This is a genomic window from Deinococcus deserti VCD115, from assembly GCF_000020685.1.
Lineage (GTDB): Bacteria > Deinococcota > Deinococci > Deinococcales > Deinococcaceae > Deinococcus > Deinococcus deserti.
Genome location: NC_012526.1, coordinates 2,135,389 through 2,149,754, shown reverse-complemented (window position 1 = coordinate 2,149,754; position 14,366 = coordinate 2,135,389). Strand labels below are relative to the sequence as shown.

General features: G+C 64.4%; 13 protein-coding genes and 1 tRNA gene. 1 reads left to right on the top strand and 13 read right to left on the bottom strand.

Annotation, left to right across the window (positions count from 1 at the left end; translation table 11 throughout):
* Window positions 1-60 precede the first annotated feature (60 nt).
* Window positions 61-137: transfer RNA gene (locus tag DEIDE_RS10160), tRNA-Ile, on the top strand.
* Window positions 138-198: 61 nt separating this feature from the next.
* Here DEIDE_RS10160 and aroQ read toward each other — a convergent pair.
* The 13 genes from aroQ to DEIDE_RS10095 all read right to left on the bottom strand — a co-directional run bounded on the left by aroQ (window position 199) and on the right by DEIDE_RS10095 (window position 14,303).
* Window positions 199-636 carry a type II 3-dehydroquinate dehydratase gene (gene aroQ / locus DEIDE_RS10155; RefSeq protein ID WP_012693864.1) on the bottom strand — a complete coding sequence of 146 codons (438 nt, stop codon included), beginning with the start codon at window positions 634-636 and terminating at the stop codon, window positions 199-201.
* 9 nt (window positions 637-645) lie between these two features.
* Window positions 646-1,731 (bottom strand): 3-dehydroquinate synthase, encoded by a 1,086-nt coding sequence (gene aroB / locus DEIDE_RS10150; protein WP_041227565.1) that lies wholly within the window; start codon window positions 1,729-1,731, stop codon window positions 646-648.
* Window positions 1,718-2,359: a shikimate kinase gene (locus tag DEIDE_RS10145; protein ID WP_415543235.1), complete on the bottom strand. Its 642-nt coding sequence runs from the start codon at window positions 2,357-2,359 to the stop codon at window positions 1,718-1,720. Before DEIDE_RS10145 ends, aroB begins: the two co-directional genes overlap by 14 nt.
* A gap of 94 nt (window positions 2,360-2,453) precedes the next feature.
* Window positions 2,454-3,602 (bottom strand): chorismate synthase, encoded by a 1,149-nt coding sequence (gene aroC / locus DEIDE_RS10140; protein ID WP_012693861.1) that lies wholly within the window; start codon window positions 3,600-3,602, stop codon window positions 2,454-2,456.
* Window positions 3,603-3,697: 95 nt separating this feature from the next.
* On the bottom strand, window positions 3,698-5,770 hold the full coding sequence (locus tag DEIDE_RS10135) for a secretin N-terminal domain-containing protein (RefSeq protein ID WP_012693860.1): 2,073 nt from the start codon (window positions 5,768-5,770) through the stop codon (window positions 3,698-3,700).
* Between the two features lie 3 nt (window positions 5,771-5,773).
* Window positions 5,774-7,090: a hypothetical protein gene (locus tag DEIDE_RS10130; RefSeq protein WP_012693859.1), complete on the bottom strand. Its 1,317-nt coding sequence runs from the start codon at window positions 7,088-7,090 to the stop codon at window positions 5,774-5,776.
* Window positions 7,087-7,749 carry a type IV pilus inner membrane component PilO gene (locus DEIDE_RS10125; RefSeq protein ID WP_012693858.1) on the bottom strand — a complete coding sequence of 221 codons (663 nt, stop codon included), beginning with the start codon at window positions 7,747-7,749 and terminating at the stop codon, window positions 7,087-7,089. The genes DEIDE_RS10130 and DEIDE_RS10125 overlap by 4 nt, the downstream gene beginning before the upstream one ends.
* Window positions 7,739-8,416 (bottom strand): hypothetical protein, encoded by a 678-nt coding sequence (locus DEIDE_RS10120; RefSeq protein ID WP_012693857.1) that lies wholly within the window; start codon window positions 8,414-8,416, stop codon window positions 7,739-7,741. The genes DEIDE_RS10125 and DEIDE_RS10120 overlap by 11 nt, the downstream gene beginning before the upstream one ends.
* Complete coding sequence (gene pilM / locus DEIDE_RS10115; protein WP_012693856.1) at window positions 8,409-9,587, bottom strand: type IV pilus assembly protein PilM; 1,179 nt, start codon at window positions 9,585-9,587, stop codon at window positions 8,409-8,411. Before pilM ends, DEIDE_RS10120 begins: the two co-directional genes overlap by 8 nt.
* A 376-nt stretch (window positions 9,588-9,963) precedes the next feature.
* Window positions 9,964-10,740: a hypothetical protein gene (locus DEIDE_RS10110; RefSeq protein WP_012693855.1), complete on the bottom strand. Its 777-nt coding sequence runs from the start codon at window positions 10,738-10,740 to the stop codon at window positions 9,964-9,966.
* A gap of 247 nt (window positions 10,741-10,987) precedes the next feature.
* Complete coding sequence (gene murF, locus DEIDE_RS10105; protein WP_012693854.1) at window positions 10,988-12,289, bottom strand: UDP-N-acetylmuramoyl-tripeptide--D-alanyl-D-alanine ligase; 1,302 nt, start codon at window positions 12,287-12,289, stop codon at window positions 10,988-10,990.
* Window positions 12,290-12,367: 78 nt separating this feature from the next.
* Window positions 12,368-13,936: a DAK2 domain-containing protein gene (locus DEIDE_RS10100; protein WP_041227563.1), complete on the bottom strand. Its 1,569-nt coding sequence runs from the start codon at window positions 13,934-13,936 to the stop codon at window positions 12,368-12,370.
* 34 nt (window positions 13,937-13,970) lie between these two features.
* The gene (locus tag DEIDE_RS10095) at window positions 13,971-14,303 is read right to left on the bottom strand and encodes an Asp23/Gls24 family envelope stress response protein (RefSeq protein WP_012693852.1); all 333 of its coding nucleotides are present in this window, start codon (window positions 14,301-14,303) and stop codon (window positions 13,971-13,973) included.
* Window positions 14,304-14,366 lie beyond the last annotated feature (63 nt).

Here is a 14,366-nt window from a genome sequence, read left to right as displayed (position 1 = left end):
TGACACCTTACGTCTTCACTGGTAAATTAACTCCCGCTGCTCAAGAGGCGGCGTAGGCACGCGAGTGTAGCTCAGCTGGTTAGAGCGCACGCCTGATAAGCGTGAGGTCCCCAGTTCAAGTCTGGGCATTCGCACCAAAAAACCCCTGCTCCGGCGGGGGCTTTTGCTGTTCATGCAACTTCTGCCTTTTCAGGTGCGTTATGTCACCGGAACCTGCTCAGTGAGATATTCCATTGCCAGGCGGTACCCCAAGAAGCCCAGGCCACTGATCTTGCCGTGACATACGGCGGCAGTGACAGAACGGTGCCGGAATTCCTCGCGCGCGTCCACGTTGCTGATGTGGACTTCCACCACGGGAAGAGGCTGCCCGGCAATGGCGTCGCGCAGGGCGTAACTGTAATGCGTCAGGGCACCAGGATTGATCACGATGCCGGTAAAGCCCTGCTCCTGGGCCTCATGAATCCATTCGAGCAGCTGGCCCTCGAAATTGCTCTGACGACAGGTGACGCTTTCACTCAGTTCTGCGCCCCAGGCCTCACACTGCCGTTCAAGGTCTTCCAGGGTCAGTGAACCATACACCTGGGGTTCACGCAGGCCGAGGCGGTTAAGGTTCGGGCCGTTCAGGACCAGCAGCATGAGAGCAGTCTAGCTGGGCTGAACTGTTGCAGAAGCCACTTTGACAGGAGAACGGATGTCGGCAAGCCAGCCCCCGAACTCAGCGCGCAGCACTGCTTCCGGTACCCGCGTCAGTTCCGGCTGGGCCAGGGCACGCAGCAGCACAAACCGGACTCCTTCGGAATCGGCTTTCTTGTCGCGTGCCATAAAGGCGTTCAGGTCGTCAAAGTGCAGTTCAGGCAGGGGCGGAGGCTGCTGCCAGCGCAGGAAATTCAAGGTAGAGGCAGGCAGGTGCTCAGCCCCTGATCCATACACGGCCCGGCTCAAACGCGCGGCATAGTGCATCCCGTACGCCACAGCTTCCCCATGAGGAATGCCATGCTGGGTGACTGCCTCCAGCGCGTGAGCCAGGGTATGACCGAAGTTCAGGAAGGCGCGTTCCCCCTGCTCGGTCAGGTCACGGCTGACCACGCCGGCCTTGACTGCAATGGCGTCAGCCAGGGTGTCTTCCAGCAGCGGCCCGTCAGGACGGAAATCCGGATGCACCACCCGGTCCAGCAGGCTGGGGTCGCTGATCAGCCCATGCTTGAAGGCCTCGGCGGCGCCCTCCCGGAACACAGCCGGGGGCAGGGTGGCCAGCGTGTCGGTATCGCACCACACAGCTGCCGGGGGCCAGAATGCCCCGACCAGATTCTTGCCTTCCGGCAGGTTCACGCCGGTCTTGCCACCGACTGCCGCGTCCACCATGCCCAGCAGCGTGGTCGGCATGGTGTAGAAGGCCACGCCCCGCAGGTAGCTGGCTGCCACGAACCCTGCCAGGTCCGTCGCCGCGCCGCCGCCCAGGCCAACCACAGCGCCGTCACGAGGCAGGTTGGCCTGGGCCAGTCGTGAGAGCACCCTGGCCATCACCTCCAGCGTCTTGCAGTCGTCACGCGCCGGTACAGCCACCGTCACGGTGGGGGAGAGGCGGCGCTGAACCCGTTCCACGAATTCGGCCGGCAGGTCTTCCGGGTAGATCAGGGCAATCTGACGCTGGGATACGGCCACCTGATCCAGCAGCCCCGGACCCACCTGCACGGTGTAAGGCGGTGACCCGGCAACTTCAATCTGACGCACGGTCACCGCCTCCCAGCAGGCTGCTCCGCTCTGCCCAGGCGTGCTGGGTATCTGACCAGGCCCAGAGACGCTCCACGATCTCCTCGACAATTTCCTCGCTGGGACGGCCGTCACTATGCACATGGATGGTGCCCTGCTTGTAGACCGGCTCGCGCTCGTCCATCAGGTGGCGGATCCGCGACAGCGGGTCGTCGCTGGCCAGCAGTGGGCGGTCACTGTGACGGGTGCGCTGATAGACCGTCTCCGGTGTAGCCCACAGCACAACTACGGGCCCACGCTCCAGCAGAATGCGCCGGTTTTCCTCGTGAATAAAGGTCCCGCCGCCCAGGCTGATCACCGCGTGCTCCAGGCGGGTCACCCGGCGCACCACCTCCTGCTCGCAGGAGCGGAAATACCCTTCGCCTTCCTCCGCGAACACCTCGGGGATGCTCTTGCCCACGACCCGCGTGATCAACTTGTCGGTATCCACGAAATGCATGGCCAGAGCCCGGGAGAGTTCCCAGCCGATCCGGCTTTTCCCGGTCCCCATGAAGCCTGCCAGCGCAACCCAGCTGACGGGGCGTTCAATCAGGCCCGCAGTGAACATGGGGCCTAGTGTACGGGAATTCACGTCTGGCGGCGTAACCAACGCACCTTGCAGCGGCCCCGCACCGCCGTCGAGCTCGGCGCGCAGGCACTGTTCCAGCTGTTCGGTCCAGAAGCTCAAGGCGCCGCTTCCGTGGTCAGTAGTCGCGTGCAAAAGTCCGTGACTGGGCGACACGCTCCTGCAGTTCCGGCAAGGTATCGCCGCCAAATTTTTCCAGAACGGCCTCGGCCACCACCCAGCCGATCACGCACTGCAGGATCACGCCGGCGGCCGGCACGGCAGTGGTGTCACTGCGCTCACGCGCTGCGTCGGAGGGTGCGTGCGTGACCACATTCACGGTGGGCAGAGGCTTCATCAGGGTGGCGATGGGCTTCATGGCCACCCGCACGATCAGCTCCTCACCGTTGGTCATGCCGGCTTCCAGGCCACCTGCGCCATTGGTGTCGCGGGCGTAGGTGCCCTCGCGGTAATGGATGGCGTCATGCACGTTGCTGCCAGGGCGCACCGCGTTTTCAAAGGCCCGGCCGATCTCGACGCCCTTCATGGCCTGCACACTCAGGCAGGCCTGGGCGATGCGGCCATCGAGTTTGCGGTCCCAGTGCACGAAGCTGCCCAGTCCCACCGGAAGCCCACGGAAACGGACCTCCAGAATCCCGCCGAGCGTATCGCCGTCCTTCTTGGCCTGGTCGATGCGCTCGCGCATCCGGGCGGCAGCGTCTGCGTCCGGGGTGCGCAGATCCGAGTCCTCAATGGCGTCCAGAGCGTCCCAGGAGAATGCCTGCCCGGTCTCGATACCTGCCAGGCTGGCCACGTAGTTGGCTCCTTCGATCCCCAGTTCCGAAAGCAGCTTCAAGGCCACGCTGCCCACCGCCACGCGGGCGGCCGTTTCGCGGGCACTGGCGCGTTCCAGCACATCACGCAGGTCCTTGTGGCGGTACTTGATGCCGCCAGTCAGGTCAGCGTGTCCAGGCCGCGCATCGGTCAGGGCCTTCTTCCGGGGCTCGCCGCCGGGTTCCGGCGACATGATCTCGGTCCAGTTACGGTGGTCCTTGTTGGCAATCACCAGGGTAACCGGGGCGCCGGTGGTGCGTCCCGCGCGCACCCCACTGAGAATTTCAGCCTCATCCGTCTCGATGACCATGCGCCGGCCGCGGCCATAGCCGCCCTGCCGGCGCCGCAGCCAGGGGTCGATGTCACCCTTGCCCAGTGGAACCTGAGAGGGCAGCCCCTCAATAATGGCCGTCAATTGCGGCCCGTGTGACTCCCCGGCGGTCAAGTACCTCATCTCCAGGACTCTAGCGGCTTCCGGGTCTGCGTCCGGCGTTCCTGACCAAACAAAGGCGCCCCCCGTATGGGGGACGCCTGGAAAAGCCGGGGTGTTTAGCGCAGGACGTTGCCGGTGATGACCACCAGCAGTTGAGTCTTCTGGCTCCGGGTGGTCTGCTGCCCGAACAGCGCGCCCACCACAGGAATGCTTGACAGGAAGGGCACACCGGAGTTGGTGCTGGACTCCTTGGTCGCCAGCAGGCCGCTCAGCAGCAGCGTCTCTCCATTCTTGAAGGTCAGTGTGGTCTGCGCTTCGCTGTTGGTGAACTGCAGCAGGTTGGGAATGGTGCTGGCGTTGATCGCAGTCTGCAGATCATTGACCTGTCCGCGCACACGCAGGGTGATCGTGCCGTCGGGCGCGACCTGGGGGCTGAAGAAGTCCAGGTTGACGCCGTAGTCGATCTGGCGCTGAATGGCCGGCACGTTGGCTGCCTGAGAGGGAATATTGATTTCCAGACGCCCACCGCTCTTGATGCTGGCGGCTGCCGTGCTCGAGGCGTTCTGCGCGTCGGTCGTACTGCCCAGCGCACGCTGACCGCTTTGCATGGTGATGGTGCCGTCGTAAATGCTCTTGCTCAGGCCCTGGTTCTGCAGGGTGTTGAGCGTGGCGCCCAGGTTGAAGCCCACGAGGCTCTGGGTAGGATCAAACGCAGCGCTCAGGCCACCTGCCCCCGTCGAGACGTTGAAGCCTCCAAATCCGGCTTTGAGGTTCACGCCCAGGCTGCGGGCAGCCGACTCGGTGATTTCCTGAATCCGGACCTGCACGTTGATCTGGGGCACGCGGCTGTCGAGCTGAGGAATCAGCTCAGCCACCTGGGCGACCTGTTCAGCCGTGCCGCGCACGATCAGGGTGTTGGTGCGCTTGTCGGCGATGATCGATACCGCCGTGGCTGCAGCGGGGGTGCTGGGGGCAGCGGCGCCCGTCGTTGCGGGTGCTGCACCTGGAGCTGCTGCAGCCGCACTCACCGGAACATTGGCCAGAGGGCCAGTGGTGTAGGGCTGACCGGTCAGTGGGTTGATCAGTGTCGCGTTCGGGACCAGATTGCTGCCGGTGTTTGTGCTCAGATCCCGCGACAGGGTGCCTTCCAGCGTAGCCTTGACCTCCTCAGCGCTGGAGTTCACCAGGGTAAACACCCGTTGCACCGTCTGGTCTTTTACTACAACCACGGGCGGCGTCGGCCGGTCAACCTGACCCAGCAGCGTCAGAGCAGCGTCGAGCTGGTTCTGAGGCCCCGTGATAACCAGCTGACCGGTCTGTCCGACAGCAGTCACCTTCAGCCCCGGATACTGGGCGGCCAGCAGCGCGGTGATATCCGCCTGCTGACCCTTGACCGTGTAGACGCGCTGTACAGTCTGCACTTCAGCCATGGAGGCTGTGCCAGCGGTGGTTGTCGCTGCGCCAGGGCGGTCGAGCTGTGCCAGGAGACGCTCGACCTCAGCCACTTCCTTGTTCGTGCCACGCACGATCACACTGTTGCTGCGTACATCTGGAACCACGCGCAGCGTCGGAGAGTCGAGCTTGACGTCAACCAGTGCCCGCGTAACGCCGGTGGTGTTGCCCTGGGCATCGCGCTGGGGTGTTTCGCTGTAGGTCGGTGTTCCGAAGAACAGCTTGACCTGATTGGCTGCCTGGGTGGCGTCTGCGTTCCTGAGCGCCACGATGCGCTGAATGGGGGTGTTGCCAACACGCAGCACCGGCTGTCCGCCGAGCTGCACAACCTCGTAGCTCAGGCCATACACGTCCATCAGCAGCGGCCAAACCTCGTTAAAGGGCTTGTTCTGGAACGAATAGACGATGGGCCTCGTGGACTCAGCCGCAGTGGTTGCACTTGGCGTGGTGCCGGTAGCTGGCGCAACTGTAACTGCACTTGCGGCACTTTGCAGGCTGTCCACGTTGGCATCGAGAATCAGTCCGTAGCCGGCAGCCTTGGCAATCGCGGCCAGCAGGCTGGAAAGCGGCCCGCCGTAGCGACCGATTTCCACCGTGACATTCGCGCGGGACAACTGGGGGTCTGCCGCAGCGGTAGCGGTCGTGGTCTGGGCTGGGGTGGCCGTCTGGGCCGAAGCGGTGTGCGCGGCGGCCATGCCGAGCAGGGCGGTCAGGAGAAGGGCGTGGCGTTTAGTCATGGCTCACCTTTTGTCCAGTTCAAGAATTTTGGTTTCGTTGCCCAGTGCCAGCGTGGCGCTGTCCGCGCTGACTTCCTTCACGGTGACGTCGGTGTCTGGCAGTTTCTGGCCGACCGATACCACCAGGAAGCCGTTACGGCTGCGGAAGATGGCTGTATTCACCGGACCCAGAACCACTGCATTGAACGCCAGATCCTGAGTCTGTACCAGCTGATCGAGTTCACTTGCGGCCGTCATGGGGGCTGCGCCGGATGCTGCTCCCAGCTCGGTGATGACCTGAGGAGTGGTGGTCGCCGGGACGTTGCCTGCGCCGTCGGTGCCCGCCACACCACCAGCTGCGGCGCCGTTCTGTCCAGCGACTCCGCCAGGACCCGTAGATGTGCTGCTGAAGGCACCGGGTACTGTGGGCACGCTGGGCACCCGCACTCCAGCAACTGGAGGTTTGACTGCAGGTGGCGTCACGACGGCAGGTGGGCTGACAGCCACCGAGTTGCCGGCCGACGGGTTCCCCGTCACTGAGGGCGGACGAACCGTTACTGAAGGCGGGCGGACTGTTGCACTGGAGGTGGGCAGAGGCGTCACAGCCACGCCGGGTACAGAAACTCCTCCGGCGGAGCCTGTGCTGCCGTCGGCCCCGGGGATGATTGGTGTGGGCAGTGCTCCACCACTGACCGACGCGGAGGGCACACTCACAGCGCCGCCTGCGCCTGGGATTGGAGTGATCGCAACTGGGCCAGAGGAGATGTCGCTGCCTGCTGCGTTGCCTGTGCTGACCGGACCCCTTGCTGGATTGACCGGCGGATTAAGCTCCAGATTGTCGGGAGCCTGCGCCGTGTTGTTCTGGGTGGCCTGGGCGGGCGTGGCGCTTGCTGTAGTGCCCGAATCCCGTGGGTCCAGCCGAAGGGGCCGGAAGGGGTTGCTGCTTGGAAGGCCTGCCAGCGCCGTATCCGGATTGATTCCCTTGGGCACCACCGGCACATCTGTCTGCGCACTGCTGCCCACCTGTACAGGGAACGGCGGGATGACTTCCACATCTACTGGTCCGTCCGGGCTGACCCCCAGCGGAGCGTTTTCTGGCGTGGCTGCTCCGGTTTCGGAACCTGTGGCGGCGCCGCCCTGCGCCGCTTCGCTGCTGGTGCTTTCCGTGGACGCGCTGCCTTCAGACGTTTCCGTGGTGCTGGTCGTGGTGGATACGGTGGACTCGTCCGCACTGCGGTTGCTGGTCCACACGTACCACAGACCGATCAGGGCGACCATCAGCAGCAGCAGCAGCAGCAGCTTCATTTCGCGGGAGAGTTTCACGGGCGCGCGCGGGGTCACTGGGTGCCTCCTGAGGTGCCGCCGGCGGGCGGGCTGGCGGGCGCCGCAGGGGCTGCTGGCGGCGCGCCGGGGGTATCGCCAGCCGCACCGGGTGTGGCCTGTGCAGGATCAAAGGTGTAGACCGTCAGGGCCATGGTGCTTTCCAGGTTGGGGTTGAAGCTGTCGGCCTGAGGCAGTTGCAGGGCGATCGTGTTCACATTGGTAAAGCGGCCCATGGTCTCCAGGGCACGCAGGGTCTGGAACAGTTCTGCGAAAGTTCCGCTCACGCTCAGGTTCAGTCCGATCGGCCGCACGCCGGCAGGAAGCCCCGCCGTGTTGCCACTCTGAACACTGAAGGTGGACATGTCGGCGCCGGTCGCCGCTGTGGTACGGCGGACCTCGTCAAGCACGGTGCCGAAGTTGGCGGTCTGGGGCAGCGCGCGCACGAACTCGGCCTGCTCGACCTTCAGCCGCTCGACAGTTTTCCGCAGTTCCGGAAGCTGCGCCGCTGCCGAGCGCAGCTGGGCCACGCGGGTCTGGGCGGTATCCAGGTCGGCGCGCAGCAGGCTGATTTCCTGCTGGCGCGGCTGGAAGCGGAAGGTATACCACATGGCGATCACAGCTAGAGCAAGCCCCAGCATGAGCACAAAAAGATTGCGGGGAGCGAGCTTACTGAACACCGCTGGTGCCTCCTGGGCTGGTCGGGGCGGCAGGCGCTGCAGTGGTAGTGGTCGGAGCAGCGGCTGGCGGCTTGCCAACGATCCCGACCGTGGCGGCAAAGGTGTACTGGCCGCTTTCTTCCTCGCGCTGCAGATTCTTGAAATTGACGCCGAAGTTAGGACTGTTCTCGAAGGTGTTCAGGAAGTTCACCACCGCCTGCTGGCTGCTGGCCGTGCCGGACAGATCAAACTCACGCACGACATTCTTGCCGACATACACGCCTCCCTGTTGCTGGGTGGACAGGGCGGTGGCGTCCACCGGGCGGACGCTCATGCTCTTGACCGACACCCCGCTGCTGGTGGGAAGTTCGGCGCTGAACGCCGCGATGTCGTTGGACCAGTAGGTTTTCTGGTCGCGGAGCTGGCCGGCCACTGCCGTAACCTGCTCGAGGGCCGTGCGTTCCTGGTTCAGGGCATCGAACTCACGTTTGGCCGGTTCCAGCGCCATGATCTCGCCGTTGAGCTGGTCGAGTTGCGAGCGCAGATCGCGGATGGTGCTGGCGGTCATGGCCTCGGGAATTGCGATGGCTGCCAGGGTCAGGGGCAGCAGCGCATAGGTGGCGTAGCGCCAGACGCTGGGTTCGGACTGGCTGCGGTATTGCTGGGGCAGCAGGTTGATTTCAACCACGGCCAGTCACCCCCCGCAGGGCCAGGCCCAGCGGCACCGTGAACTCGGGGGCGTTGGCCTGCAGATAGCCGGTGTCCACGTTGGCCTGATCCGTCTGCACGATCAGCCAGGGACTGGCGACCTCGACCCGGAATCCCAGGGCGTCGCTGATGGCGGCGGCCAGACCACGCATCTTGGCGCCGCCGCCGGCCAGGAACGTCCGGTCGATAACCACATCACCGCTCTGAACGCGGTAGAACTCGAGGCTGCGGCGCATTTCGGTAATCAGGTCGCCCAGCACCGGGCGCACCACTTCAAACACCCGGGCGGGGCTGTACTGTTCGCGTGACTGATCGAAGTTCAGCAGATCTTCCTCGTCTTCGGTGGGAGTGGTGGCTGTTGCGTACCCCAGTTTGACTTCCTCGGCTGCCGTAAAGTCCAGGTCAAAGGCTTTTTGCAGTGCCGCCGTGAAGTCATCGGCTGAGACATTGATGTTGCGGGCCATCAGCACCCGCTCACCCCGCACCAGATTGATGACGCTGCTGCTGGCGCCGATCTCCAGGACCAGGGCGACCTCGCCGGATTCGGTGTAATTGCTGCCGGTCAGGGTGCTTTTCGTGAGATGCTCGCCCAGCAGGTTGCCGCGCAACGCACGCAGGGTCGCAAAGCTCTTGAGGTCTACGACGGTCGGCTCCAGACCTGCCAGCCGCAGCACCTCGACCTGCCGCGCAACAGCTTCAGTCGGTGCCGCGGCAATCAACACTTCCATCTGGCCGTCATCAGGCACCGTGTCCGGGTCATCAAGCAGATCGAAGTCCAGGCTGACCTCATCGATGGGATAGGGAATGTAACGCTCTGCTTCCCAGCGAATGGCCTCCCGAAGGTCCTTGCGGTCCATCTTCGGCACCATGATGTTACGGGTCACGGCTGCCTGGTTGGGAACCGCCGTGACCGCGTGCCGGGTGGTGATCCGGTGCTCGGCCAGCAGATTTTTAAGCTCTGTGGCCACCGCCTGCGGTTCCACGACGAGACCGTCGCGCATGCTCCCAATGGGAGTAGGAACCATCAGGGCGTGCTGGAGGGAAGGTGGTGAACCAGGACGCAGCGCCACCACTTTGATGGAGCTGGTTCCGATTTCCACACCGAGAGCATTGGGGCGCGGGTTGAGTAGACGTTGAAACAGACTCGACATTGTCCCTCCAGGATCAGCATGATTTTAGCATTCACTCATCCGGTGGAAATCAAGAATGGCGGGAAGGCAAGCTGAAAGTCCGGTTAGCATAGGCAATAGCTCAGCTGCCGTCTATGCAAACATTCATGCCCACACGGAATTCTGACACGCCCGGAAATTGACCCTGACAGGCTTTTGAAGTCCACTTTGACTTGATAGAGAAGGCGTAAGCCAAAATTAGAAACAGGCTCAAGAAGTCATAATGTCGAGCTCCGCAGCGCAGACGTGGCCATCGACGCCGGATGAACGGTGCCGCGACAAATTGGCAGAAGGATCTATCTTCTGCCTGAGTTGTCCTGTCGGGCGGATAAGACGAGGCTGGCTGTGCTCTTCCTGTCTAGAGCCGTGACCGTTCCTCAAGCTGCGTATCAAACAGGCGCACGGTCCCGGCCGGGCTGACCGTAACCACCCATTGACCCACAACACCAACCTGGCCGGGACCGTGCGGCACGGCATGGCGTACCTGCCCCAGAGCATCTCGTGCTTCTAACCGTCCGTTGGCCAGGCGGTACGAACCGAACTGCCCCACAACTTCCGGCGCTTCCTGCGTGCGTGCCCCGCTGGGCAGCGCGACAAGATACGGTCCCGCTACCCGCTCAAGTACTACACCGTCTGAGACCCGGCGTAGCGAACCGTTCAGCAGCACATAGTCTTCACCCTGGCCGTCGGTGACTGCCTGGGTGGGGGCACCCATGACGCCCCGCGCAGCGGCGCCTGCAAAGGTCGTGGCGCTGCCGTCTTCCCGGTAAACCCGTCCGGCGCTGAGCGTCACCACCCGGCCCACCGGCACACTGCGCGGCGCACCGTCCAGGGTAACCACAGCGCCGACTGCCGGTACTGCTGCCCAGGCTTCACCTCCGTTCCAGGCGACATCAGTCACTGCTGGCAGACGCGGGCAGACCGCTCGGAACGACGGCGCCCTGGCCACACAGGCCTGTCCTGCCGTAACCCACGCGACGCCGTCGTTGCTGAAAGCTGCCCGGAAGGCCGTGTCTGCCGCTGGCCGGACCGGCGCCGCTGCGGGTGTGGTGCCCCTGGAGAGGGCTCCGGTTGCGGCAGGCGCACAGGACATCAGAGGCAGGAGGCACAGGACCGGAAGCAGAAAGCGGCGCATGGGGCCATTGTCTGGCAAAGCGCACTGAGCGGCGTGAGGCGCTTGCCAGCGGTCCGACTCGTGAAAAGCCGACTCGTGCAAAGGAAGGAACCCGGGAAAGCGCTTCGGCCCTCCGTGAAGAGCAAAGATGGACAGCCGTGCAGGGACCTTCACGGGAAGGGCTGTTGTTCACCGCTCTGCAGGCCAGAGGTCGCGCGCCCAGACTGGCGTGCAGTCACCCGACCCATTCCTTCAGGCCGCAGCGGCCTCAGCCGTTGTCGCGCGCCTGCAGCAGGGCATTGACCACCACGTCCAGTCCCACCCCTTCCTGGGCGCGCTGCTCAGGTGTCCAGCTGATACCGCGGCTGGCCTTGATCAGCACCACGTCGCCGTCACGGACTTCAGCAGTCAACGCACCGAGCAGTTCCGGCACCGTGGCAAAAGCCCGGTCACCCAGCTCGGCGGCAAAGGGGCCCACACCATAGGTCAGGTCGGCCCGCTCACGGGCGTAAGAGCCGACCTGGGCATGCAGTTCGCGTTCGGTCGGCCCCAGTTCCAGCATGCGCCCAAGCACGCTGATACGCCGTCCAGGCAGAGCACCAAGCGCGTCCAGGGCAGCCTGAACCGCCAGTGGAGAGGCGTTGTACGCGTCGTCGATCACCGTGTAACGCCCCGGATGCACCCGGTAGCGGCCCCCGGGAAGGCTGACCTGGGCCAGCCTGCTGGCCGCTGCCTCCAGTGGAATTCCCGCTTGCTGCGCGAGCACCATGCCCAGCACCGCTGCTTCTGCCTGAACCGGCGCGGCCAGCGGGAGAGCAACGTCCACGCCGCCGTAGGAAAAGCCTGCGCCTTCCGGCGTGACCTGCAGATCCTGACCGGCATGGGTTACGTTGCCGAAGCCGTAGCTTTCCACGCCTGGGTTCTGGGAATAGTAGGGCGCTGCCTGGGCTCCCACCAAGGCGCGCCTGCCCTGCAGAATCACGCCTTTTTCCCGTGCGATACCTTCAATGCTTCCGAGCTGCTCCAGGTGCGCCGGCCCGATAGACGTGACCACGCCCACATCCGGCCGGACCAGATCAACGAGCTCAGCCATTTCGCCGATGCGGTCAATGCCCATTTCAACCACCAGAGGCCGGTCCGAGGCGCCGTACTCGATCAGAAAGCAGGCGATGGCCGGCATGGTGTTGTACACCGGCATGTAATGGGCTTCCAATGCCGCCGCCGCGTAGCTTTTGGCGGTGGTCTTGCCCGCACTGCCGGTGATCCCGACCACCAGTGAATTCCGCGCCCGTTCCTGGCGGGCCCAGGCGAACAGCGCGTCCCTGGCGTTACTTTCTTCCTGGCTGGGAACCCGCAGGGCGCGCGGTACGTCCAGATCGGTCAGGACGAACGGAGCGCCGGCGGCCAGGGCGGCTTCCACAAAAGCGTTTCCATGCATCCGCTCGCCGGGCAGAGCGACAAACGCCACGTCGGGGGAGGCCTCCCGCGAATCCCAGGTGAGGCGCCGGGCCGGGCGGGCCTCCGGGTGGGGAACAGCAGCAAAGGGAAGCGTTGCGTGCGGGTCGAGCATGACGCGAGGCTACCAGAGGACCAATAAGAAGAGGGGCCCGGGCGCTCCTGGCACCGGGCCCCCGAACTGGCAGTGGGTTTACTCCAGGGTCACCAGGTAGTCATACAGGTCCGGTCCGCCGGCATGGGCTTCGACCTCCACCATCGGGAAGGCTTCCTGAATGCGCGCCACGAGAGCGTCCAGGTCTTCCTGGGTTTTTTGCGGACCACCAAAGACAGTCACAATCTCCTGACCGCTATAGCCCTGGTTGAGCATCGCCAGCACGCTGTCCTCCGGCGAACCGCCAGCCTGGACCAGCTCATCATCCTGCAGACCGATCACGTCACCTTCTGCAATGGCCAGCGTGACGCCGGTTTTTGTGGTGATACTGGTGGTGCGGCTGGCCCGGGTCACCTCAAAGGTGGTCACGGCCCGCGAGGCACCTTCCATGACCTCGCGCAGGTCCTCGGCAGGTATGTCGGGGCTGAAGGCCAGCGCCGCTCCGATGCCCTGCCCCAGCGTGCGGGTGGGGATGACCACGGCGCGTCCGTCCATCAGCTCCATGGCTTTCTCGGCGGCCATCAGGACGTTCTTATTGTTGGGCAGGATCACGACCTTCTCGGCGCTTACCGACTTCACGGCGTCCACGATGTCCTGCACGCTGGGATTGGCGGTCTGTCCACCCGAGACGATACGCGCGCCCAGCGAGCGGAACAGCTTGACCAGCCCGTAGCCGCTGGCCACCGCCACCAGCCCGGAAGGAGAGACTTCCTCCTCGGCACGGGCGGCGGCGCCGGCCATCCCCAGGATCTCGGTGTGCTGCTCGCTCATGTCCTCGACCTTGGTTTTCAGCATGCGTCCATGCCGGCCCACGGTAGCCAGCAGCTGGTCGGGCTCGTTGGTGTGGATGTGGCCTTTGACGTAGCCCTCGGCGCCGACCACCAGCAGGCTGTCTCCGAACGGACTGACCAGTTCGCGGATCTCCTCGATCGGCTTGGTGGCGTCGCTCATCAGAAATTCGGTGCAGAAGCCGAATTCCTCGGTTTCGAACTGCTGCTGGGCGTAGCTGGTGATTTCCGGGGCTGGCGGCAGCGCCTCGCCGCGTAACTGGGCGAGCATGCCCTGCACGATATACAGGTACCCCTGACCGCCGCTGTCGATCACGCCCGCCTGCTTGAGGGCCGGCAGCATCTCGGGCGTCTGGTCCAGCAGGTCCTGGCCGCGGATCAGGGCGCTTTCCAGCACCTGCGCGGGGGTGCCGGTCTGCTGCAGCAGAGCGCCTTCGGCCACACCGCGGGCCACAGTCAGAATGGTCCCCTCCACCGGCTTCATGACGGCTCCGTAACCGGTTTTCTGTGCAGCCTGGAACGCCTGGCTCAGCAGCGCGCCGTCAATTTCCTGGGCGTCACGGATGACCTCGGCAAAGCCCTTGAGCAGCTGCGACAGAATGACGCCGCTGTTTCCGCGTGCGCCCAGGAGGGCGCCGTAACTGATGGCCCGGGCCACTCCCGGCATGCTGTTTTCATCACAGGTATCGAGTTCACGGCGCACCGACTGCATCGTCAGGTGCATGTTGGTGCCGGTGTCGCCGTCGGGTACGGGATAGACGTTGAGGGCGTTGACCTGTTCGCGGTAGACCGCGAGCCAGTCGGTGGCGTAGCGCAGCATGCGAGCCAGATCGGCGGGTTTCAGGGTCTGGGCGTCAGACACGCTGGACTCCCACCGCGTGAACACGCGTGGCAGCCAGTTCGATGCCTGCCTGAGTGCGGACCACGTGCTCGACCCGGTCGGTGATGTTGCGAGCCACCGTCGGAATACTGACGCCGTAGGCCGCCACGATATAGAGGTCAGCCGTAAACTTGCCATTGTCCTTGCCGATCACCACGCCGTCACTGGCGTTGGCGCGGCCCAGCACACGCGACAGGCCCTCTTTCAGGTTGGCCGGAGCCATGCCGACCACGCCCGGAATCTCATGGGCCGTCAGGCCAATCAGGGAGGCCAGAGCTGCCTCCGTAATGTGTATAGAGCCACTCACAATACCCTGGAGTATAGGTGACGGGTCTGCCGATCTCCGGACAGTCAGCGCCCGGCGCCTTCA